Here is a 21,798-nt window from a genome sequence, read left to right on the forward strand (position 1 = left end):
TATTTTTTCACATCCACTTTGTATTTGTTTTAATAGTTAAATAAAATGACCACATCACTTCAATTTCAATTTCGCAACTTGTTCAAGGGCTATTCGATTGATCAAGATCTAATACAATCCTTTTGGTCGGAAATTGAACTACACTATGAAGCATCAAATCGCTACTATCACAACTTAACACATCTCGAGAATATAATTGATGAGTTAGCTCCTCTACAAAAGGAAATTGACAATTGGGAACTACTACTTTTCTCTGTGTTTTATCACGATATCATATACCAAGCAAGTGCTCAAGATAACGAAGAACAAAGTGCTTTATTAGCAAAAAAACGATTATCCCAGATTGATTTACCTGAGGCAGACCTCCTCGTAATCTATAATCAAATTATATCCACCAAACAGCATCAAAAATCTATCTATACAGATACCAATTACTTACTTGATGCGGATCTTTCAATTTTGGGAAAAGACTGGGAACAATATATTGTTTATAGTCAAAACATTCGAAAAGAATATGCTATTTATCCCGATCATTTATACCATGCAGGAAGGAAGAAGGCGTTAATTCATTTTTTAACCTTTTCAGAAATCTTCAAAACGGTGCATTTCAAAGCAAAATACGAAAACCAGGCTCGACTAAATATAACAAAGGAGATTTCTCTTTTATCTTCTTCCTTTACTTATTAGCCTCGTATCTAGCCTGTAAATAAAAAAGCCTTTGGTTTCCCAAAGACTTTTTTTTATTTTGCTTCAATCAATTCATCTAGTATCACTCTAAACTTAGAGCTATTCCAATCAGCGGCTCTAGTCTTTTTCACTACGATATTTCCTTTCTTATCCAGAGCATAAGAAGCAGGTAAAGAGGTAGAATACAAAGCTGCTGGTGGCCCGTCTTGTTGGAAATAAGTAGGTAACGTATAGCCGTGTTTTTCTTTAAAAGCTTTTACTTTGTCGGCATCATCTGTTGTGACAAACAAAAAGACAACACTGTTTTTGTAATCATCATATAGCGCTTGAAAACTAGGTTTTTCAGCAATACAAGGAGGACACCAAGTAGCCCAAAAGTTTAGGATCACTACTTTTCCTTTGGTTGTAGTCATATCGAATACACGACCTTCCTCATCTAACAAGGTCCAACCATCCAAGCTTACCTGTTCAAAGTCCTCTTGTTTCTCTAAACTGGGACTCATCGCCAATAGTTGATTCATCCACACCTTAAACGTCGTCCCTAATGGAGTGAATAACAACACAAAAAGAATAAGGATAAAAAACAGATTTCCAATCCATCCTTTTCTCTTTTTTTCTCCTTTATTAAACATACCTAATTTTATTTAGCATAAATATATGAACTTTACACCTATAGTGCCAAATAAAAATTATTAATTTTAATTTTAATAATTTTTAACCTTTTTTATTTAATATATTCACAATTTTATTCCTTAAACATATCATCAAAGGTAATTTCTTTTCTTCCTGGCAATACAATATTTAAAATAATACCAATAATGGAAGCTAATGCCATCCCTTCAATTGACATTAAATCACCGATATGGATCGCTGCACCGCCAATTCCGATGATTAAAATCACAGAAGAGATAATTAAATTTCTTTTGATCTTAAAATCCACTTTATTTTCGACAAGCATACGCAAACCGCTAGAGGCTATAATTCCGAACAACAGAATCGAAACACCTCCCATCACAGGCGAGGGTATTGTAGCCAATAGGGCTGTTATTTTACCGCAAAATCCAAAGAGAATTGCAAAACAAGCTGCGCCTATAAATACATAGATACTAAAAGCACGTGTAATAGCTAAAACACCAATATTTTCTCCATACGTAGTATTTGGTGGACCTCCGATAATTGCAGCTAACATGGTTGCTACACCGTCTCCAAGCATGGAACGATCTAATCCTGGGTCATTAATTAGGTCTTTATTAACCACTTTGCTCAACACCAGTTGATGTCCGATATGTTCTGCAATAGGAACAATCGCAACGGGAAGCATCACAAAGATAACATAGAGCGTTATGCTAGGTGTATAATCGACAAATGGAATTGTAAAATTAGGTACCTGAAACCACGAAGCCTCTAATACAGGTGCGAAGTTTACTACCCCCATAGTGGCAGAAAAAACATAACCTCCAATAATTCCCACTAAAACGGGAATTACACTTAAAAACCCACGTGTAAAAATAGCAGCTACAATCGTAATCATCAACGTTACTAAACCAATTGTCACATACGTAATATCATACGTTCCTGTTGGATTATTGGTAATCATTCCTACAGCAGTACTCGCCAATCCCAAGCCTATCACCATAATTACAGGACCTACGACAATTGGAGGTAATAATTTCATCAACCAATTTGTTCCAGCCTTTGCAATTAAAAGAGCAACGAGAGAATACACAACACCAACCAAAAAACTACCTACTAGAAAACTACCTACTGGTACATCATTCGAGGTGACTTGTTCCATGGCTTTAATGGCTATAATAGGATTGATAAAAGCAAAGGAAGAACCTAAATATGAAGGAACTTTTCCCCTTGTAATAGCAATAAACACTAAGGTACCTATTCCACTAGATATTAAAGCAATGGCAGGATCCATTCCCGTTAAAGTTGGCACTAAAACCGTTGCGCCAAACATGGCAAATAAATGTTGAATACTCAACAATAACCATTGTCCTAATTGGGGTTTCTCATCAATTGCCAAGACGATCTTTTGATCCTGATTGTCATTCATCGTGTTTTTCTTTTTAAATTGATACGAAAATAGATCATTTTCAAACAAAAAGGAAACAATCGATTAGGATACTCTTTATTTAACGGATTTAGTGCGCGTGGTGATATAGGTTGCCACAAGGGCGATAGAAGCTAAAACCAATAGGGTTAAAAAGAAACCACCCCAATTATCCTTATTAATAAAAAAACCGGTAGAACTGCCAATTAACGTAGATCCCATATAGTAAAAAAACCAATATAACGCGGTAGCAGAACTCTTGGCTTTTCCCCCTAATTGAGTGACTACTCTACTCGCTATGGTATGACCACTAAAGAACGCTACTGTAAAAATTGTCAGTCCTATTAAGATGATGAACAAATTAGAAATATACATCAATCCCAATCCCACAAACAATAAGATAAGAGCTAAAAGAAGTATATTTTTTGCGGCGTATCGATCTGATAATCGCCCTGCTACTAAATTGCCAACAATTCCGAAGGCATACATTAAGAAAATCAACGCAATAATATAATGCGGTAAATTATAAGGGGGTGCTTCTAACTTAAATCCGAGATAATTGTAGATACTAACAAAAGTTCCCATTAAACAAATCGCAACCACATACATAGCTAAAATTTTCTTATTTCTAAAAATGCGTTGCATTTGTCTTAGTTTTTTGTCAAATTTGACCTTTTGTGGTTGAAAAAAAATAGATTCAGGAAAGAGAAAATAAAAGAGAATAGCAATTCCTAAGGCCAATAAACCGATAGTCAAAACCGCTACTTGCCAATTAAACCAACCACTGACTAAGGCAGCAATAATACGACCAAACATTCCTCCAAAAGTGTTTCCTGCCAAATAAAAACTGATAGCTGTTCCGATGGATTTAGCATCAATTTCCTCTGCCAAATACGCTAAGGTTACTGCAGATACTCCCGAAATACAAATTCCCTTGATTAGATTAATATTAATCAAAAGTGAGAAATCCGTAACAAACACAGAAGTTAACGTCAATAAAGTTGAGGTAATTAGCGAAAAGAGCATAATGTCTTTTCTCGGATAACGATCTGCAATAAAAGCAAATAACAGCAATCCTATTGCCATTCCAAAAGTCGAAGCCGAAACTAAATAACTACTTTCAGCAGGAGTAACGGCAAAATAATGTGTAATCTCAGACAACAACGGTTGATAATTATACAGTTGTGCAAAAACAGAGACTCCTATTAAAAAAATCCCCCATTTGATTCGTTTATATCGCACGCTGCCCTTGACTGCCTTTTCGGTATCTCTAAAGTCAATATACGTCGTTGTTGCCATTTTTTTCTTGATATTTGAAGTAAAGTTAAGCTTAAGTTCTAAATTTGTAAAACGGTATTTTTCTATAACATCAATCGATAAAACCGATTAATCATGGAACTAAGACAACTCAAATATTTTCTAAAAGCAAAAGAACTGCTCAATTTTACAGAAGCAGCTAAAGAGCTATTCATCACACAAAGCACGCTTTCTCAACAGATTAAACAATTAGAAGAAGAATTGGGCATTCCGTTATTTGATCGCATTGGCAAGCGCGTTTCAATTACAGAAGCAGGAGAACTCTTTGCTACGTATGCAGAAAAGAGTCTTCAAGCGTCAAATGACGGTAAGCTAATCCTTGAGGATTTAAAACAAATCAACACGGGAACCTTGAGTATCGGATTGACTTGGGGACTAAAGTCAATTGTCATCAATGCGTTCAAAAACTTCATTGAGCAATTCCCCAAAATCAAGCTTCAAGTTACCTTTGGTACAACCACTGAATTAATTGATGCCTTACTCAAGCAAGAGATTGATTTTGCACTTACTTTTTACGAAGGAAAACACAGCGACGAACTCGTGCATGAACCGATCATGAGTTCAGACATGTCTGTGATTGTTTCTGCCCATAGTCCTTTAGCAAACAAACAGAGCATTAATTTTAAAGAAGTGGAACAGCTCACTTTAGCACTTCCTGTTAAAGGATTTAGTACGCGAGATTTTTTAGATCGTCAATTTGAAAAGTATAAAATACACCCTAATATCACAGTAGAGGTTAATTATACTGCCACAATTGTAGACTTGGTTCGAACAGGTGCTTTTCAAACGATTCTTACTTTAGCGACGGTTCACGGAGAAAAAGAATTATGTGCCATTCCGATTCGAGATAAAAACATGAGACGAGAGGCGGTTACCTTGCGCTTAAAAGACAGCTATCAGAAAAAGGCTGCGCTGTATTTTATTGATTTATTAAAAGCAGAAGATAAGGAAGAATATAATCAGTTGTGAATTGGAGAGAAGAGAGAGGAAATCGACACGCAGTAAAGATTCATCAAACGTTAAAAAAATCGCAGCGAAGCCTAGATTCATCGAATACCAAAGCAAATAGCTGTTCTCAATGAGATAAAAGAAAAGATTAGAAAATTTATGAATCGCCATTTATAGCGTTTACATACGCATAAATATCCTATTTTATGTATTTCTACAGCTTTTTCTTGCTCACTTTCTCAAAAGATCACATTCAACAACATATTCTCTAAATTATTGCAACAATTAAACATATTCCATAATTTAGCCCGAAAAAAAACATGAATTTTATCAAATCTTTACCTATCATTCTGATCCTTGTTCTTTTTAGTTCTTGTGGTCCTAAACAACTAACACTAAACAAAGTAGATTATCACGCACACAATAATGTAGCCGTTATCATACACCAACCAACAACTTATGTAGGAAAAGGCGGTTCACAAGGTTTATTGGACATGGCAGTTACTCCTCAAACAAAATACAAAGAGGCAGTTCAACTATTAAGCGAAGCCTATACTTCGAACATACACAATTCTATAAAAGAAGAATGTCAAAAAATTTATGATTATACTGGAAAGAAGTATCTAATTCTCGATAGTATTGCAACCTTGCCAACAACAAACATTGGTAAGAAAGAAGTTATCGATTACCAATACATTAAAGAAAAATACAAGGTAGACCAGGTTCAGGAAATTTGGTGCACCTATGGTGTAATGATTAATTATTACGGTTTTATCGAAACGGATAAGTATATCTTTGTTTCTATTGATTCCGTGATAAGTGATATTGAAAGGCAACAAAAATTACAACAATACAACAAACAAAATAAAGTAAAATTGAAAGGTAAATGGCAGAAAAATGATTATGCTATTTTTAAAGAATCATTGAATAACAACATTAAACTTTCACTACGAGAATTTAATAGTCAATTTTAAAAATCAAAAAGGGATCGGTTGTTAAAACCGATCCCTTTTTTAATTTTTTAAGAGAGTCTATGCATGTGAATTTTCTTTTTAAAAAAATTCAACTTATTTAGAAAAAGTTACTCTCTCTCCTCTTTCCAATCCACTATTTACCAGCTGCGATAAGATTCAATGCAGAACCTGCTTTAAACCATTTCACTTGACTAGCATTATAGGTATGATTAGCAGCAATTACATCTTTGGATCCATCAGCATGAACGAATTCAAGGTGTAATTGTTTACCTGGAGCAAATTCAGTTAAGTCTAAGAAGTTGATAACATCATCTTCTTGTACTTTGTCATAATCAGCTTCATTAGCAAATGTAAGGGCTAACATTCCTTGTTTTTTCAAGTTTGTTTCGTGAATACGGGCAAATGATTTCACCAATACTGCAGCAACCCCTAAATGACGAGGTTCCATAGCGGCGTGTTCACGAGAAGATCCTTCTCCGTAGTTTTGGTCACCTACAACGATAGAAGGGATTCCAGCTGCTTTATATGCACGTTGCACAGCAGGTACGGCATCATAAGCACCTGTCAACTGATTTTTTACTTTATTTGTTAAGTGATTAAATGCATTTTCAGCACCAATCAACATATTGTCAGAAATATTGTCTAAGTGACCACGGAAACGCAACCATGGTCCAGCCATAGAGATATGGTCTGTTGTACATTTTCCAAAAGCTTTAATTAGCAATTTAGCTCCTGTAATATTTTGTCCGTTCCAAGGAGCGAAAGGTTCTAACAACTGTAAACGACTAGAAGTTGGCGATACTATTACCTCAACATTTGATCCATCTTTTGCTGGTGCTTGGAAGCCTGGATCTTCTACGTCAAATCCTCTTTTTGGCAACTCGTCTCCAGTAGGTGGAAGCAATTTTACTTCTTGTCCTTCATCGTTAATTAAGGTATCTGTGATAGGATTAAATCCTAAATCTCCTGCAATTGCCAAGGCAGCTACCATTTCTGGTGAAGTTACGAACGCATGCGTATTAGGATTACCATCTGCACGTTTGGAGAAGTTACGGTTAAACGAGTGAACAATCGTGTTTTTCTCTCCCTTATCTGCTCCGGCGCGATCCCATTGTCCGATACAAGGTCCACAAGCATTCGTAAATACTTTGGTTCCCATTTTTTCAAAGGTCTCAATGATACCATCTCTTTCGATCGTATAGCGAATCTGTTCTGATCCTGGGTTAATTCCAAACTCAGCTTTTGGCGTAATTCCATGTTTAACTGCTTGTTCAACAATTGAAGCGGCTCTTGACATATCTTCATAAGAAGAGTTAGTACACGATCCGATCAATCCCCACTCTACTTTTAGTGGCCACCCATTTTTCTCAGCATCTTCTCTCATTTTTGATACAGGTGTTCCTCTATCTGGTGTGAAAGGTCCGTTGATATGTGGTTCTAATTCAGATAAATTTATTTCGATTAATTGATCGAAGTATTTTTCTGGATTGGCGTATACTTCTGCATCTGCTGTTAAGTGCTCTGCTACTTTATCTGCTACATCTACTACATCTTGACGTCCTGTAGCAGCTAAATAACGACGCATTGAATCGTCATAGCCAAAAGTAGAGGTTGTTGCACCAATTTCAGCTCCCATATTACAGATCGTACCTTTACCTGTACAAGACATCGATAAAGCTCCTTCTCCAAAATACTCAACAATAGCACCCGTTCCTCCTTTTACAGTAAGGATATCTGCTACTTTAAGGATTACGTCTTTTGGGGCTGTCCATCCGTTTAATTTTCCTGTTAGTTTTACTCCAATCAGTTTAGGAAATTTCAATTCCCAAGCCATTCCCGACATCACATCTACAGCGTCTGCTCCACCAACTCCAATAGCCAGCATTCCTAATCCACCCGCATTTACGGTATGAGAATCGGTACCAATCATCAAACCACCTGGAAAAGCGTAATTTTCCAATACAATCTGGTGAATAATACCCGCACCAGGTTTCCAAAACCCGATACCGTATTTATTTGATACAGATGACAAGAAATTAAATACTTCAGACGATTGAGTTTCTGCAACTTTTAAATCCGTTGCTGCACCTACTTTTGCTTGAATCAAGTGATCACAATGTACTGTGGTCGGAACGGCTACCTTTTCTTTTCCGGCATGCATAAATTGCAATAAAGCCATCTGCGCTGTTGCATCTTGACAAGCCACGCGATCTGGAGCGAAATCTACATAGTCCTTGCCACGCTCAAACGTTTGAGAAGGTACTCCCTCCCATAAATGAGTATATAAAATTTTCTCTGCAAGTGTTAAGGGACGACCTACTAATTCACGTGCTTTTGCTACGCGATCAGGCATCTTTTCATACACTTTTTTAATCATTTCAATATCAAAAGCCATAATAACAATTCTTTTTATTTATACGAATTAAAATTTCTAAACAATTTACAGATTTTTACCTCTAATAAGTTCTATACAAATGTTAAAGCACTGTATTTAAAATGGTTCTATTTTGCGAATTGTAGTTTGCGCGGTTTGCTCGGTTTGTGCGGTCTGCTCGGTTTGCTCGGTTTGCTCGGTTTGCTCGGTTTGCTTGGTTTGCTTGGTTTGCGCGGTTTACGCGGTTTGTACGGTTTGCTCGGTTTGCTTGGTTTGCTTGGTTTGTGCGGTTTGCGCGGTTTGTGCGGTTTGTGCGGTTTGTGCTCTGTGGTTTGTACTTTATTTGGTTTGTATGATTTATGGAATTTTATTTCTTATATAAAAACTCAATAAAAATTGGAATAAATTTTGAATAAACTATAAACTTGTAACCCCTATTTTCTATATTATATGCACCAATATTTTTTTGAAAACCTCACTGTATGGCAGAATGCCAGAAACACAACCAAAGATATTTATATACTCACTAAGAAATTTCCTATTGAAGAAAAATATGGTTTAGTTTCACAACTTAGACGAGCAATGTTAAGTGTAATGGCAAATATAGCTGAAGGAATGGCAAGAACTACAAATAAAGACAAAGCACGTATGATAAATATTTCATACTCTTCCGCTATTGAAGTAATTAACTTTCTCATTTTAAGTTTAGACCTGGAATTTATATCTGTTGAAGAATACACTAATCTCCGCAAAAAATTAGAACATATTACGAATCAACTAATCAGTTTACGTCAAAAATTAAAAAACTAATTGATCTATTAAGCAAACTTACAACGAGCAAAAAACAAACAGCACAAAAAACAAACAGCACAAAAAACAAACAGCACAAAAAACAAACAGCACAAAAAACAAACAGCACAAAAAACAAACAGCACAAAAAACAAACAGCACAAAAAACAAACCTCACAAAAAACAAACCTCACAAAAAACAAACCTCACAAAAAACAAACCTCACAAAAAACAAACCTCACAAAAAACAAACAGCACAAAAAAAAAGACCCTCTTTAAAAAGAAGGTCTCATTTTTATTGAATCGATTCTATTAAAAGAATTATTTCGTAGAAATAGGTTTGAACTTAGTCAAGTTGATTCCTTCTACAGAAGCTTTGTATTCTTCCATTGTAGGAACTCTACCCAAGATCGCAGAAAGAACAACTACAGGAGTAGAAGCTAGTAAAGATTCTCCTTTTTTGCGGTCTGAATCTTCTACTACACGTCCTTGGAATAAACGCGTTGATGTAGCCATTACGGTATCTCCTTTTGCTGCTTTCTCTTGGTTACCCATACATAAGTTACAACCAGGACGCTCTAAATACATAATATTCTCGTATTCTGTACGTGCGTTGTTTTTAGGTAATAGGTCACTGAATTCGAAACCAGAATATTTTTGTAAGTATTCCCAATCTCCTTCTGCTTTCAACTCATCAATAATGTTGTATGTTGGAGCTGCAACAACTAAAGGTGCATTAAATTTCACTGAACCTGTTTGTTTTTCGATGTTTTTCAACATTTGAGAAACGATTTTCAAGTCGTCTTTGTGAACCATACAAGATCCCACGAAACCAAGGTCAACTTTTTTATCACCTCCATAGAAAGAAAGCTCTCTAATCGTATCGTGTGTATAACGTTTAGAAACGTCATCGTTATTTACATCTGGATCGGCAATCATCGGTTGATCGATAATATCAAGATCAACTACTACCTCAGCATAGTATTTAGCATTTGCATCTGGAGTTAACGCTGGTTTATCTCCTGATTTAATTTCTTCAATACGTTTGTTTGCTCTGTTGATTAACCCTTGTAACACGTGGTTTCTGTTATCCATTCCTTTATCGATCATGATTTGGATACGGCTTTTCGCGATTTCCAATGATTCGATTAAGGTATCATCTTGAGAGATACAGATAGATGCTTTTGCTTTCATTTCAGCTGTCCAGTCTGTGAAAGTAAACGCTTGATCCGCTAATAAAGTACCGATATGAACTTCGATAATTCTACCTTGGAAAACGTTTTCACCACCAAACTGTTGTAACATTTGCGCTTGAGTAGCATGAACAACATCACGGAAATCCATGTGTTCTTTCATGTTTCCTTTGAACGTCACTTTTACTGACTCTGGAATTGGCATAGAAGCTTCTCCTGTTGCTAAAGCTAAAGCTACAGTTCCTGAATCCGCTCCGAAAGCAACCCCTTTAGACATTCTTGTATGTGAATCTCCTCCGATGATGATTGCCCATTCGTCTACTGTAATATCGTTCAATACTTTGTGGATAACGTCAGTCATTGAATGATATTCACCTTTCGGGTCACGTGCAGTAATTAAACCGAAATCGTTCATAAATTTCATCAATTTCGGGATATTTGCTTGTGCTTTTTTATCCCAAACTGATGCTGTGTGACATCCTGATTGGTAAGCACCGTCAACGATAGGAGAAATAACAGTTGCTGCCATTGCCTCCAACTCTTGAGCGGTCATTAATCCAGTTGTATCTTGAGATCCTACGATATTCACTTCAACGCGAACGTCAGAACCTGCGTGTAGTACTTTTCCTTTAGTTACACCCACAGCATTTCTATTGAAGATTTTCTCAACAGCTGTTAATCCTTGTCCTTCAACTGATATTTCCTTAGAAGGAGCAAAAACTACAGGTGCATCCATTCCCAATAATTTTGCAGCAAATGTTTGGATTTTTTTACCAAATACGATTGCATAAGAACCACCTGCTTTGATAAATTCCATTTTTTGTGGCGTTAGAGCTTTCGAAATATCGATTAACTCTTGGTCACCATTGTATAATTTTTTTGTTTTTGTATTAATAGTCAATACAGTACCTGTAGCTACTGAGTAAACTTCTTCTAATACTGGCTCACCTTTTTCATTGCGAACTACTTCACCATTAGCATCTGTTTTCTTCACCCAGTTTTTAAGGTCGATACCGATACCTCCAGTTACGTCAACCGTTGTTAAGAAAATTGGAGAAATTCCGTTAGTACCTGCAACAATTGGTGCAATATTTACGAATGGAACGTAAGGACTTGCTTGTTTACCTGTCCAAAGCGCCACGTTATTTACCCCTGACATTCTTGAAGACCCAACTCCCATCGTTCCTTTTTCAGCAATTAACATCACTTTTTTACCAGGATGTAATTCTTGTAAAGCTTTGATTTGTTGTTGTGCTTCTGTACTGATCATGCACAATCCGTGTAACTCACGGTCAGCACGAGAGTGAGCTTGATTTCCTGGTGATAATAAATCGGTAGAAATATCTCCTTCACCAGCAATGAACGTCACTACTTCAATTTTTTCGTCTACTTCTGGAAGTTTTGTAAAGAATTCCGCTTTTGCATAACTCTCTACGATGTCTTTTGCTACAGCATTTCCGTTTAAGAATGCTTCCTTCAAACGGTCTGTATCAGCTTCGTACAAGTATACTTGTGTTTTCAATACTTTGGCTGCTTCTTGTGCAATAGCAACATCATTACCTAAAGCTAAATCTAATAACACTTCAATAGAAGGTCCACCCTTCATGTGTGATAACAATTCAAAAGCAAAAGCAGGAGTGATTTCATTCACTATCACTTCACCTAAGATGATTTCTTTTAAAAATTTAGCTTTAACGCCTGCTGCACTAGTAGTACCCGGTAAAACGTTATAAATAAAAAGCTTAAGAGATTCAGCGCGGTGCTCGTTCTCTGTATCTTTTACCTGTGCTATAATTTCACTTAATAGCTCAGCTCCATCAATTGGCTTAGGGTTAAGTCCTTGATTTTTTCTTTCTTCAATCTCGTTGATGTAATCCTTATAAAAGCTCATAATTCAGATCTATTACTTACAGGTTAATGAAAATCAGAGATCTCCTCTCCCCCATAACTGATTATTTTGTATTAGTTATTTTTTCACTTGTACTTCTCTTCTTACAACATTGTTGATCTATTTTTTGCGCAACAGAAGAACACTTCTTTTGTCATATCTAAACAACTGTGGATTCAAAATTCTATGCGATTGTATGAGAACTTTTATCACCTGTTATTTCGTGCAAAATTTAAACCCACAGTCTGCTGTTCAAAAAGAGCGTTTGACTTGTATTTATTTTTTGTCGTCGCAAATTTAATCAATCTAATTAATTTTCAAAAGTTTTTAATATTTCCCACAAATCCAAAAATTATTATTTATAAACATTCTACTTTGATGAAGAAACAACAATACTTTTAGCGTTTATGATTAATAAATCTGAAATTAATTATTATTTACCTTATAAAATTAAGAAATTTCAATTTTTCATTCTTATTTAATAAAAAAACGACATTTTAGTCTATTGCTAAAATGTCGTTTTCAATCGTTTAGATTATTATTTTCTTAGTTTTTAAGCCAATTATTATGGAATTTGCAGTCTCTATATTCCCCTTGAATGTTAATATAGGCATCTTTTATCTTCTTAGCAATCCATTTTTGTAACTCTTCTTCCTGTTTTTTGTTCAATGCCATGTTTTTTACCTTGGTATAATCGTCAACAAAGTCAATTTTATGCGCAGGAATTCTCTTGTTAATCGTTACGATACGGTAGCTTTTTTGATCTCTATAATCTGTTTTTAAAGACACGGGAGAAACTTCATTTTCTTTTAGTGAATTCACTAAAAAATAAAGATCTCTATCTTCCATTTTATTAAGGTCAAAACGAGTATCCATGGTCATAGGATCTCTCAACACCCCACCATTTTGTCTAGTATCTTTATCATCTGATGAAGCAGCTGCGGCATCAGAGAAAGAAATCTCTTTATTGGCGATTTTTTCGCGAATACTCTCTGCTTTTTTCTTTGCATCTTCTAGTGCTTGTTCTGTTGGTTTTGGTACCAATAGAATATGGCGAACGTCTAGATGTTGTCCTCTAATTTTTTCTAAATAGATGATGTGATATCCAAATTCGGTTTCAAATGGAGCTGAAATCTCCCCTTCTGCTAAGCTAAAGGCAACTTCTTTAAATTCTTTGGCAAAAGGATCTTTTTTTGTGATGGAATAAAACCCACCATTAGCTGCGGATCCTTTATCATCTGTAAACAATACTGCTTTACTAAAAAAGCTAGCACCATTTTCTAAAACATCTCTACGCATTTCGTTTAAGCGATCGATCACCTTTTGCTTTTGTTCTTTTGAAATTTCTGGTTTTACAACAATCTCAGCAATTTCAATTTCGTCCCCTATTGTCGGTCTCTCATCTTCAGGAATGGCCTTGAAAAACTGTCTTACTTCTTCCGGAGTAATAGACACCTTTTCGACAATATGTCTTTGCATGGCTTGCGTTAGTTTATTTTGTTTTACAATATCAAAGAAGTAATCTCTAAATTCTTCTTCTGTTTTTTTGTTGTAAAACCCTAAAATACGATCAATTCCACCTACTTCTTCAACCATGCGATTGATTTGCTCATTCATAAAGCTTGTTACTTCTGAATCGCTCACTTCAATACTGTCTTGAACCGCTTGGTGGGCATATAATTTATCTTCTAATAAACGCTCAAATAAATCACATTTTGACAAATTATCAATAGGAACACGCTGTGCTTTCAATTCCAACAACGTTTTATCAATCTCTGACTCTAAGATTACATAATCTCCAACTACTCCAACTACACCATCAATCTTTCTTTTCCCTGTTGGATTTTGTGCTTGCATACCGCCTATCATCACACATGACAATCCCAGTGCAAACATCACCTTCTTACTGATAAATTTCATAACTTTTATCTTTTTTTGCATCTTTTAAAATATCTTCTTCTATCTGTTTCAACAATTCCATTTTTCGATTATTTAAAACCATTAATCGCAAAGAGGGTTCTAAATAAGAATAAGGAACAACATCTCCTTTTCTCAATACTTGATTGATACGCACAAAGTACGTACTATTTTCATCCTTAACCTCGAAATAGGTGTTATTTTTTAAATATTGCTCTCTATTTTCGGTATTAATAAAAGGTAGCTTCTCATAAATTTGAGACACATTCACCCAAAGTGAGTCGTTTAATACATAAGACTTCATCTGTAAAGACAACTGATCTAACAACTCATATTTGACATTTTTACCTCCGTTAAATCCGTTTTTAATCTTATTGAAATGGGTGTTATTATTGAGTATATTCACATAAGACAATTTCACCAACATATCATCTACTCTAAATCCGCCTTTGATTTGATTGTAGTATTCTTTCAAATCGCTCGCTCGAACAACTGTATCAACAGATTGTTGTACCAATTTTTCGAGGTATCCTTTAATTAAAAGCTCCGATTTAAAATTCGCAACCAATTCGTCTATTTCTTTTTTCTTTTCGTCAGAGAGATTAAATTCGGCGGCATCCATTAACAATTGTTTGGTTGCCCATTTATTGATAAACAGCTCCACCATAGCGATACTGTCTTTTACTGTACTCTGTGGAGGAACAAGATTTTGAAGAGAAGAACGCTCTAAATACTTATTATCTACTCGAGCTACATAGTTATCACCATCCAATTGTTTCTGTTTATCACAACTCGTATAGCCCAAAAGCACGGCCAATAAAACAACACCGTATTTTATGTACTTTCCTTTGATATCCTTCATTACCATACTTCCATTTGATTTTACTTCGCCAACAAAAATAACATTTATAAGCTGTAAACGAGATTATTTTTAAAAAAACGGATAAAAATACGCTTAAATAAACAAGTTAAAAAACTTAATTAACAATATTACTAATACCTCATTTATTTACCTTAAGGATTAACATTCTATTTAGTTTTTTCCACGATGTAAAGGCGTATTTTTTCAATCTTTTCCGTTTATTGTAGTACCTAAAAAACCGCTAACACTGTATGAATCTCATTGCTTAACGAAGGATTGCCATTCATTATTATTATTTTCAGCAAATAATGAGTATTTTTGCAACCTAATTTTTTTAGAGATGAGTTTTTTAACAGAAATAGAACGCAGAAGAACATTTGGTGTAATTGCTCACCCCGATGCCGGTAAGACTACTTTAACCGAGAAATTACTACTTTTTGGAGGAGCAATTCAAGAAGCAGGTGCAGTTAAAAATAATAAGATTAAAAAAGGAGCTACTTCGGATTTTATGGAGATTGAGCGCCAAAGGGGAATCTCAGTTGCTACATCTGTATTGGCTTTTAATTATAAAGACAAAAAAATCAACATTTTAGATACACCGGGTCACAAAGACTTCGCGGAAGACACTTTTCGTACGTTAACAGCAGTAGACAGTGTTATTGTTGTGATAGACGTGGCAAAAGGAGTTGAGGAACAAACGGAAAAATTGGTAGAAGTATGTCGTATGCGCAACATTCCCATGATCGTATTCATCAACAAATTAGACCGTGAAGGTAGAGATGCATTTGACTTAATGGATGAAGTAGAACAAAAACTTCAATTAAAAGTTACCCCATTGAGCTACCCTATCGGAATGGGGTATGATTTTAAAGGAATCTACAATATTTGGGAAAAGAACATCAACTTATTTACAGACGATAGTAGAAAAAACATCGATGATGTTATCAATATTTCTGACTTAGAATCGGAAGAATTAGATCAATTGATTGGCAACAAACCAGCGAATAAATTGAGAGAAGAATTGGAGATTATCCATGAAATCTATCCTGATTTTGATCGCGATGCTTACATCAATGGACAATTGCAGCCTGTGTTTTTCGGTTCCGCTTTGAACAATTTTGGAGTAAGAGAGCTATTGGATTGTTTTATTCAAATCGCACCTTCACCAAGAGCGAAAGAATCAGATACAAGAGTAGTTGAACCAACAGAAAAAGGATTTAGCGGATTTGTATTTAAAATTCACGCAAATATGGATCCGAAACACAGAGACCGTTTGGCTTTTATCAAGATTGTTTCGGGAACATTCGAAAGAAACACGCCTTATTTACATGTGCGTCAAAACAAGAAATTAAAATTCTCAAGTCCCAATGCTTTCTTCGCAGAGAAAAAAGAGATTGTTGATATTTCATATGCGGGAGATATTGTGGGATTACACGATACAGGAAACTTCAAAATTGGAGACACCTTGACAGAAGGTGAAATAATGAGTTTCAAAGGAATCCCTAGTTTCTCACCAGAGCACTTTAGATACATCAACAATGCTGATCCAATGAAATCTAAACAATTGGAAAAGGGAATTGACCAGTTGATGGATGAAGGTGTTGCACAGCTATTTACCTTAGAGATGAATGGTCGTAAAGTAATCGGAACCGTTGGTGCTTTACAATATGAGGTAATTCAATATCGTTTAGAACATGAATACGGTGCTAAATGTACGTATGAAAACTTTCCTGCTTATAAAGCGTGTTGGGTTCGACCAGAAGATCCAAAAAATGAGGAATTCAAAGAATTTAAACGCATCAAACAAAAATTCTTAGCTTTTGATAAATCAGGACAATTGGTTTTCTTAGCAGATAGCGAATTCTCTATCCAAATGACACAGAGTAAATTCCCTACTGTAAAATTAGGTTTTACGTCAGAAGAGATTAATAAATAATTAGTTATATAGATACGCGAGTATTGTTCAAATAAAAAGAGGGTGTCATTGATACCCTCTTTTATTTTTATTCCTAATTACATCATCTACTCTTTTCTTCTTCTGATTTAGCTAAATCTCTAACGTCTTATATCATTTGGTCTTTCAATTGGTTCAAACTGCGGTTTAAACTGCGAACAGAGATTCCCAAATACGCCGCCATATCTTCTTTGCTCAGGTTGAGATCTTGTTTTTTCTGCATCTCTACCAATTGGTGTAAGCTATATTCTATGGTGTACAACTGTTGATAAGAAGCGCGTTTTGCTGTATTGACAATACGCTCCGCAAAGGAATCTAACAACAACTCGCACAATACACTGTCTTTTGTTAACAGCGATTGAAAAAAAGGATAAGACAATACATATGCTTCCACTGTATCCAAAGCTTGTACATTACAAAGAGAATCAATCTTTCGAATATACTCGATATCGCCAATCACCTCTCCTTTACTTAAAAACTCAACGATGTATTCTTTTTCATTTTCTTCTTCAAAAAAAACTTTTGTTACTCCTCCTTTAATAAGCAAAATACTAGAAGCTTTTTCATCTTGAATAAACAAATAATCTCCTGGAGCATAAGTCACAATAGCTATAGCATCATGGGCATAATGCTGTTGATGATAAAGTTCATCAACATACTGCAAAAAGGTTTCGTTGGTTCGTATCATACGCTTTTGAGACAATTGTCCCTTTTGTTTATTTTTATTTGTAGAAATTTACCGCATAAATTGCAAAAATACAAAACATGCGACTACAAAATAAAATAACCACCATTGCCTTTGATGCCGACGATACGCTATGGGTAAATGAACCTTATTTTCAAGAAGCGGAACAGCAATTCGTCCATTTTTTACAAGATTATAATACGCCGACTCAGCTTTCAAAGGAGTTGTATCAGACCGAAATGAAGAACTTACCTTTATATGGATTTGGAATTAAAGGTTTTGTTTTATGCATGATCGAAACAGCACAACGCGTGAGTCAACATCAAGTGTCCCCACTAATTATATCTAAAATTATTGACCTCGGTCAGGATTTACTACAACAACCCATCGAATTACTTGAAGGTGTTCAACAAACGCTCGATGCCTTGCATGGGAAATACAATTTGATCCTTGCCACAAAAGGAGATCTTCTCGATCAACAAAGGAAAATAAAAAACTCTGCCTTAGGCGACTATTTTAACCACATTGAAATAATGAGTGATAAACAAACAGCAGATTATCAACGTTTATTGCATCGCTTAGCCTGTGTGCCTGAACAATTTTTCATGGTGGGTAATTCGATGAAATCCGACATTCTACCAGTATTAGATCTAGAAGGTCATGCTGCTTTTATCCCTTATGCTGTAACGTGGTCTCATGAACAACAAGAAGCTCCTGTCCAGCACGATAAATTGATTACCTTACAAACTTTCGACGAGTTATTACTCTTTTTATAAGCTTTATGAAACATTTAATCAACATAGAAACATGGAATAGAAAAGAACAATTTGCCTTCTTTTCTACTTTTGACGAACCTTTTTTTGGCATCACGATAACCGTAGATTGTACTACAGCTTATACCCATGCAAAGCAAAAAGGGCAATCTTTTTTCTTATACTATTTATATCGCGCTTTACAAGCTGCCAATCACATTGAAAACTTCCGTTATCGCATAGCAGATAATCAGGTATATTTATATGATCACATCCACGCATCGCCAACGATAAACAGACCGAATGGCACTTTTGGTTTTGCGTATATGAATTACCACGAAGACGAAGAAACCTTTATTCAACGCGCTCAAGAAGAGATAAAAAAAACGCAGGAATCAACCGTTTTATTACCTGCTACAACAGGTGAAAATGTCATTCATTTTTCGGCAGTACCTTGGTTAAATTTCACATCACTTTCTCATGCGAGAAGTTTTTCTTTTCCTGATAGTGCCCCAAAAATTTCCTTTGGCAAGGTAACAGAAAATCAAGGAATACTGAGTATGCCTATTTCAATTCACGCACATCATGCCTTAGTTGATGGTTATCATGTAGGGTTATTTGTTGAGGAATTTCAACGATTGATGAATGGATAGCTTGTTGTTGATTGTCGGTGGTTGGTTGTTGTTGAATTTAAGAACTATAGTTGTACAGTCAGGGCAGTACTCAATCTAGTTCGTTCGAGATGAGTCCATAGTAAGTCCATAGTAAGTCCATGGTGAGTCTATTAAAATGATGTTTTTAATAGACTCACTATGGATGCATCATAAAGTCAAGGTAGATTCATGTCAAAGAACCCCCATCTATAGTTGGTTCTTACTAGGAGTTATCCGTTGACAATGATCAACGAACAAAAAAAACCATCCCTACAAGGATGGTTTTTGTATAACTGTATATATTCTGTAAACTGTAAACTATCTAATTCCCGATTGGTTTAACCAAGCACTGTATTTTCTACTATTTTGATTGTGTTGTGCTAATGTTGTAGCAAATTCGTGATATCCCATACGATCAACACTTGCACAGAAATAGACATAATCGTGTTTTTCTGCATTCAATACGGCATCAATCGTACCTTTATCAGGCATAAAAATTGGTCCAGGAGGAAGTCCTACATTTTGATATGTATTATACGGAGACACAATTTCTGTATCTTTGAGGTAGACTCTTTTGATTACTTGGTCAAAATCGTTCGTATACAATTTCTTTGCATACACTACAGTTGGATCAGCTTGAAGAGGCATACCAATGCGCATACGATTTAAATATACACCTGCGACTTTGGATTTTTCGTCATTTTTACCTGTTTCTTTCTGTACAATCGAAGCTAAAATAGCTACTTCCACTGGAGTTAAACCCAATGCAGCTGCTTTTTCTTTTCTTTCTTCATTCCAAAACTTCAAGTATTCTTTGTGCATTCTGTTGCGCATTTTTAGAGGCGTAACCGTCCAATAGAACTCATACGTTTCTGGCAAGAAACAAACTAAAACACTTTCTTTGGTAAATCCGTTTTCCTCTAGGAATTGAGCGTCATAAAATACCTCCATCATGGCAAGGCTATCTGCTTCAACTTGAGAGGCTATCCTACCTGCCAAATTCTCAATTCGCTCTTGATTGTTAAATGTCAATCGAACAGGAACATTTTTTCGCAAAGCCTCTATCAAGCTATAGCTATCCATTCCATTAGTCAATTTAAATCGACCCGCAATTAGATTGCTATTGTAACTTCTCTGACTTGCAATTTCTTCAAATCCTTCTGGATCATTTAAATACGGACGCAATGTTTGCAAAACATCCTGAAAATTATCTGAGGTTTTAATGTAGAAGTATTCTTTTTCATCCCAATTTTTCACATTGGGTAAAAAGGCCTTTTGATACCACATATACAAATAACCTAGAAAAACAAAAGCACCTATTACAGAAAGTGCAATCAGTATATTTTTTAATTTCATATTTTCTTTAAAATATTAACTGGTACATTATTTCATCTTTAAACGTTTGTCCCACTTTGGTCCACGCTTTTTTTATTCCAATCTGTTGAAAATTAAACTTGGCGAACAACCGAATACTCGCTTGATTATCGGATGCAATATTAGCATAAAGTTGGTTCAAATATAGGTATTCTCTGCTATAATTTAGCACTAATTCTAATGCCTGAGCACCAATTCCTTGCGCTCTATTTTCGTCATTTTGAATTACAATTCCCACTCCTGCTCTACTATTTTTTGGATCAAAATCAAACAAATCAATTAATCCTAATGTTTCATTTGTTTCTTTTGCACAGATTACTAATCGCAATTGTTTGGCTTCGTAAATATCTAAATGTGCATTTTCCAAGTATTGGTGAATCAAAAAACGACTATAGGGCGTTTGTGTATTGCTGACTTCCCACAAACTCACATCATTTTCTATTTGATAGATAAATTCTAAATCTTCTGGTTCTAAAGCACGCAAATAAATGGTGTCTGTTTCTAATCTAATCATGTGTTATATTCTAATACTCCCTTGAAAGACAAAAGTTGCAGGCCCCTTTAAGAATACCTGTTGGTAGGTATTATTTTTATATTCAAAAGCGACAAAAAGTGTTCCGCCCTCTACATCAATTCTCACTTCATTTTGATCGATTTTCCCCAAATCATGCATAGCTAAAGCGACAGCTGTTGCCCCTGTTCCACAAGATAGAGTTTCGTCTTCCACTCCTCTTTCAAAAGTTCTAATTCTGAAGTGATTGGGTCCTTCTTGCTCTACAAAATTTACATTTGTTCCCTTAGGCGCATAGGCTTCACTCGTTCTAATTTGTTTGCCTTTTTTATATACATCAAAATACATTAAATCGCGTACAATTTCGACGTGATGTGGCGATCCGGTATTGAGAAAAACACTTTTTTCTCTTCGGTCTATCTGCATGACATCGATCATTTGTAGCGCTACATTATGTTCTTGATCTATCGTTGCATAGTGCAATCCATCAATAGCGGTAAAGTGACATTCTTCATGAATTATTCCCAGCTGTTTGGCAAATGAGACAATACATCTTCCTCCATTCCCACACATGGTACTTTCTTTTCCATCCGAATTAAAATACACCATTTTAAAATCGGCCTTTTCATCTTCTTCTACGAGGATCAATCCATCTGCACCGATACCAAATCGGCGATCACACAAATGAGCAATGAGATCCACATTGGATGCATCGAATGTTTTTTGACGGTTATCTATCATGACAAAGTCATTTCCCGTTCCTTGGTATTTCCAAAAGGACAACATAAACAATTGTTTTTAGCTAAGTTTGGAACCAAATTTACAAATAATCTCATTGATTTGGTACTTTGTTAACCATTG

At 35.4% G+C, this 21,798-nt stretch carries 18 protein-coding genes; 7 read left to right on the plus strand and 11 right to left on the minus strand.

Annotated elements, in window-relative coordinates:
• The first annotated feature begins 45 nt into the window (after positions 1-45).
• Positions 46-687 carry a hypothetical protein gene (locus H4K33_RS13090; protein WP_182649697.1) on the plus strand — a complete coding sequence of 214 codons (642 nt, stop codon included), beginning with the start codon at positions 46-48 and terminating at the stop codon, positions 685-687.
• Between the two features lie 53 nt (positions 688-740).
• Here H4K33_RS13090 and H4K33_RS13095 read toward each other — a convergent pair whose 3' ends face one another.
• The 3 genes from H4K33_RS13095 to H4K33_RS13105 form a co-directional block, all read right to left on the minus strand.
• Positions 741-1,319: a TlpA disulfide reductase family protein gene (locus tag H4K33_RS13095; RefSeq protein WP_182649699.1), complete on the minus strand. Its 579-nt coding sequence runs from the start codon at positions 1,317-1,319 to the stop codon at positions 741-743.
• Between the two features lie 113 nt (positions 1,320-1,432).
• Complete coding sequence (locus H4K33_RS13100) at positions 1,433-2,749, minus strand: solute carrier family 23 protein (RefSeq protein WP_182649701.1); 1,317 nt, start codon at positions 2,747-2,749, stop codon at positions 1,433-1,435.
• 75 nt (positions 2,750-2,824) lie between these two features.
• Positions 2,825-4,045 carry an MFS transporter gene (locus H4K33_RS13105; protein ID WP_182649703.1) on the minus strand — a complete coding sequence of 407 codons (1,221 nt, stop codon included), beginning with the start codon at positions 4,043-4,045 and terminating at the stop codon, positions 2,825-2,827.
• 93 nt (positions 4,046-4,138) lie between these two features.
• On the opposite strand from H4K33_RS13105, the gene H4K33_RS13110 reads away from it, so the two are divergent.
• A complete protein-coding gene (locus tag H4K33_RS13110; protein WP_182649705.1) occupies positions 4,139-5,032 on the plus strand; it encodes a LysR substrate-binding domain-containing protein in 894 nt (297 codons plus the stop codon).
• A gap of 299 nt (positions 5,033-5,331) precedes the next feature.
• Positions 5,332-5,985 carry a hypothetical protein gene (locus H4K33_RS13115; protein ID WP_182649707.1) on the plus strand — a complete coding sequence of 218 codons (654 nt, stop codon included), beginning with the start codon at positions 5,332-5,334 and terminating at the stop codon, positions 5,983-5,985.
• A 133-nt stretch (positions 5,986-6,118) separates the two neighbouring features.
• Here H4K33_RS13115 and H4K33_RS13120 read toward each other — a convergent pair whose 3' ends face one another.
• Complete coding sequence (locus H4K33_RS13120; protein WP_182649709.1) at positions 6,119-8,380, minus strand: aconitate hydratase; 2,262 nt, start codon at positions 8,378-8,380, stop codon at positions 6,119-6,121.
• 429 nt (positions 8,381-8,809) lie between these two features.
• On the opposite strand from H4K33_RS13120, the gene H4K33_RS13125 reads away from it, so the two are divergent.
• Positions 8,810-9,169, plus strand: coding sequence for a four helix bundle protein (locus H4K33_RS13125; RefSeq protein WP_182649711.1), 360 nt, complete (start codon positions 8,810-8,812; stop codon positions 9,167-9,169).
• A gap of 300 nt (positions 9,170-9,469) precedes the next feature.
• Here H4K33_RS13125 and H4K33_RS13130 read toward each other — a convergent pair whose 3' ends face one another.
• The 3 genes from H4K33_RS13130 to H4K33_RS13140 all read right to left on the minus strand — a co-directional run bounded on the left by H4K33_RS13130 (position 9,470) and on the right by H4K33_RS13140 (position 15,014).
• A complete protein-coding gene (locus H4K33_RS13130; protein ID WP_182649713.1) occupies positions 9,470-12,232 on the minus strand; it encodes a bifunctional aconitate hydratase 2/2-methylisocitrate dehydratase in 2,763 nt (920 codons plus the stop codon).
• Between the two features lie 543 nt (positions 12,233-12,775).
• Positions 12,776-14,149 carry a peptidylprolyl isomerase gene (locus H4K33_RS13135; protein WP_182649715.1) on the minus strand — a complete coding sequence of 458 codons (1,374 nt, stop codon included), beginning with the start codon at positions 14,147-14,149 and terminating at the stop codon, positions 12,776-12,778.
• Positions 14,133-15,014, minus strand: coding sequence for a hypothetical protein (locus tag H4K33_RS13140; protein WP_255493716.1), 882 nt, complete (start codon positions 15,012-15,014; stop codon positions 14,133-14,135). The genes H4K33_RS13135 and H4K33_RS13140 overlap by 17 nt, the downstream gene beginning before the upstream one ends.
• Positions 15,015-15,348: 334 nt before the next feature.
• On the opposite strand from H4K33_RS13140, the gene H4K33_RS13145 reads away from it, so the two are divergent.
• Positions 15,349-16,944, plus strand: a complete 1,596-nt coding sequence (locus H4K33_RS13145) for a peptide chain release factor 3 (protein ID WP_182649717.1) — start codon at positions 15,349-15,351, stop codon at positions 16,942-16,944.
• A 127-nt stretch (positions 16,945-17,071) separates the two neighbouring features.
• Here H4K33_RS13145 and H4K33_RS13150 read toward each other — a convergent pair whose 3' ends face one another.
• A complete protein-coding gene (locus tag H4K33_RS13150) occupies positions 17,072-17,650 on the minus strand; it encodes a Crp/Fnr family transcriptional regulator (protein WP_182649718.1) in 579 nt (192 codons plus the stop codon).
• A 77-nt stretch (positions 17,651-17,727) separates the two neighbouring features.
• On the opposite strand from H4K33_RS13150, the gene H4K33_RS13155 reads away from it, so the two are divergent.
• Positions 17,728-18,423, plus strand: a complete 696-nt coding sequence (locus tag H4K33_RS13155) for an HAD family hydrolase (RefSeq protein ID WP_182649721.1) — start codon at positions 17,728-17,730, stop codon at positions 18,421-18,423.
• 5 nt (positions 18,424-18,428) lie between these two features.
• Positions 18,429-19,052 carry a chloramphenicol acetyltransferase gene (locus H4K33_RS13160; RefSeq protein ID WP_182649722.1) on the plus strand — a complete coding sequence of 208 codons (624 nt, stop codon included), beginning with the start codon at positions 18,429-18,431 and terminating at the stop codon, positions 19,050-19,052.
• Between the two features lie 318 nt (positions 19,053-19,370).
• Here the strand turns inward: H4K33_RS13160 and mltG are convergent, their stop codons facing one another.
• The 3 genes from mltG to dapF are packed head-to-tail and all read right to left on the minus strand — an operon-like array spanning position 19,371 to position 21,723.
• Complete coding sequence (gene mltG, locus H4K33_RS13165) at positions 19,371-20,408, minus strand: endolytic transglycosylase MltG (RefSeq protein ID WP_182649725.1); 1,038 nt, start codon at positions 20,406-20,408, stop codon at positions 19,371-19,373.
• A 7-nt stretch (positions 20,409-20,415) separates the two neighbouring features.
• Positions 20,416-20,940 carry a GNAT family N-acetyltransferase gene (locus H4K33_RS13170; protein WP_182649726.1) on the minus strand — a complete coding sequence of 175 codons (525 nt, stop codon included), beginning with the start codon at positions 20,938-20,940 and terminating at the stop codon, positions 20,416-20,418.
• 3 nt (positions 20,941-20,943) lie between these two features.
• The gene (gene dapF, locus H4K33_RS13175; protein ID WP_182649728.1) at positions 20,944-21,723 is read right to left on the minus strand and encodes a diaminopimelate epimerase; all 780 of its coding nucleotides are present in this window, start codon (positions 21,721-21,723) and stop codon (positions 20,944-20,946) included.
• Positions 21,724-21,798 lie beyond the last annotated feature (75 nt).

Origin of the sequence: Myroides sp. WP-1, from assembly GCF_014145635.1 — a bacterium.
Classification (GTDB): Bacteria; Bacteroidota; Bacteroidia; order Flavobacteriales; family Flavobacteriaceae; genus Flavobacterium.

Excerpts from the sequence above, each read along its gene's own strand:
- H4K33_RS13090 (WP_182649697.1), top strand. The coding sequence starts at position 46 with ATGACCACATCACTTCAATTTCAATTTCGCAACTTGTTCAAGGGCTAT.
- H4K33_RS13095 (WP_182649699.1), bottom strand. The coding sequence starts at position 1,319 with ATGTTTAATAAAGGAGAAAAAAAGAGAAAAGGATGGATTGGAAATCTG.
- H4K33_RS13100 (WP_182649701.1), bottom strand. The coding sequence starts at position 2,749 with ATGAATGACAATCAGGATCAAAAGATCGTCTTGGCAATTGATGAGAAA.
- H4K33_RS13105 (WP_182649703.1), bottom strand. The coding sequence starts at position 4,045 with ATGGCAACAACGACGTATATTGACTTTAGAGATACCGAAAAGGCAGTC.
- H4K33_RS13110 (WP_182649705.1), top strand. The coding sequence starts at position 4,139 with ATGGAACTAAGACAACTCAAATATTTTCTAAAAGCAAAAGAACTGCTC.
- H4K33_RS13115 (WP_182649707.1), top strand. The coding sequence starts at position 5,332 with ATGAATTTTATCAAATCTTTACCTATCATTCTGATCCTTGTTCTTTTT.
- H4K33_RS13120 (WP_182649709.1), bottom strand. The coding sequence starts at position 8,380 with ATGGCTTTTGATATTGAAATGATTAAAAAAGTGTATGAAAAGATGCCT.
- H4K33_RS13125 (WP_182649711.1), top strand. The coding sequence starts at position 8,810 with ATGCACCAATATTTTTTTGAAAACCTCACTGTATGGCAGAATGCCAGA.
- H4K33_RS13130 (WP_182649713.1), bottom strand. The coding sequence starts at position 12,232 with ATGAGCTTTTATAAGGATTACATCAACGAGATTGAAGAAAGAAAAAAT.
- H4K33_RS13135 (WP_182649715.1), bottom strand. The coding sequence starts at position 14,149 with ATGAAATTTATCAGTAAGAAGGTGATGTTTGCACTGGGATTGTCATGT.
- H4K33_RS13140 (WP_255493716.1), bottom strand. The coding sequence starts at position 15,014 with ATGGTAATGAAGGATATCAAAGGAAAGTACATAAAATACGGTGTTGTT.
- H4K33_RS13145 (WP_182649717.1), top strand. The coding sequence starts at position 15,349 with ATGAGTTTTTTAACAGAAATAGAACGCAGAAGAACATTTGGTGTAATT.
- H4K33_RS13150 (WP_182649718.1), bottom strand. The coding sequence starts at position 17,650 with ATGATACGAACCAACGAAACCTTTTTGCAGTATGTTGATGAACTTTAT.
- H4K33_RS13155 (WP_182649721.1), top strand. The coding sequence starts at position 17,728 with ATGCGACTACAAAATAAAATAACCACCATTGCCTTTGATGCCGACGAT.
- H4K33_RS13160 (WP_182649722.1), top strand. The coding sequence starts at position 18,429 with ATGAAACATTTAATCAACATAGAAACATGGAATAGAAAAGAACAATTT.
- mltG (WP_182649725.1), bottom strand. The coding sequence starts at position 20,408 with ATGAAATTAAAAAATATACTGATTGCACTTTCTGTAATAGGTGCTTTT.
- H4K33_RS13170 (WP_182649726.1), bottom strand. The coding sequence starts at position 20,940 with ATGATTAGATTAGAAACAGACACCATTTATTTGCGTGCTTTAGAACCA.
- dapF (WP_182649728.1), bottom strand. The coding sequence starts at position 21,723 with ATGTTGTCCTTTTGGAAATACCAAGGAACGGGAAATGACTTTGTCATG.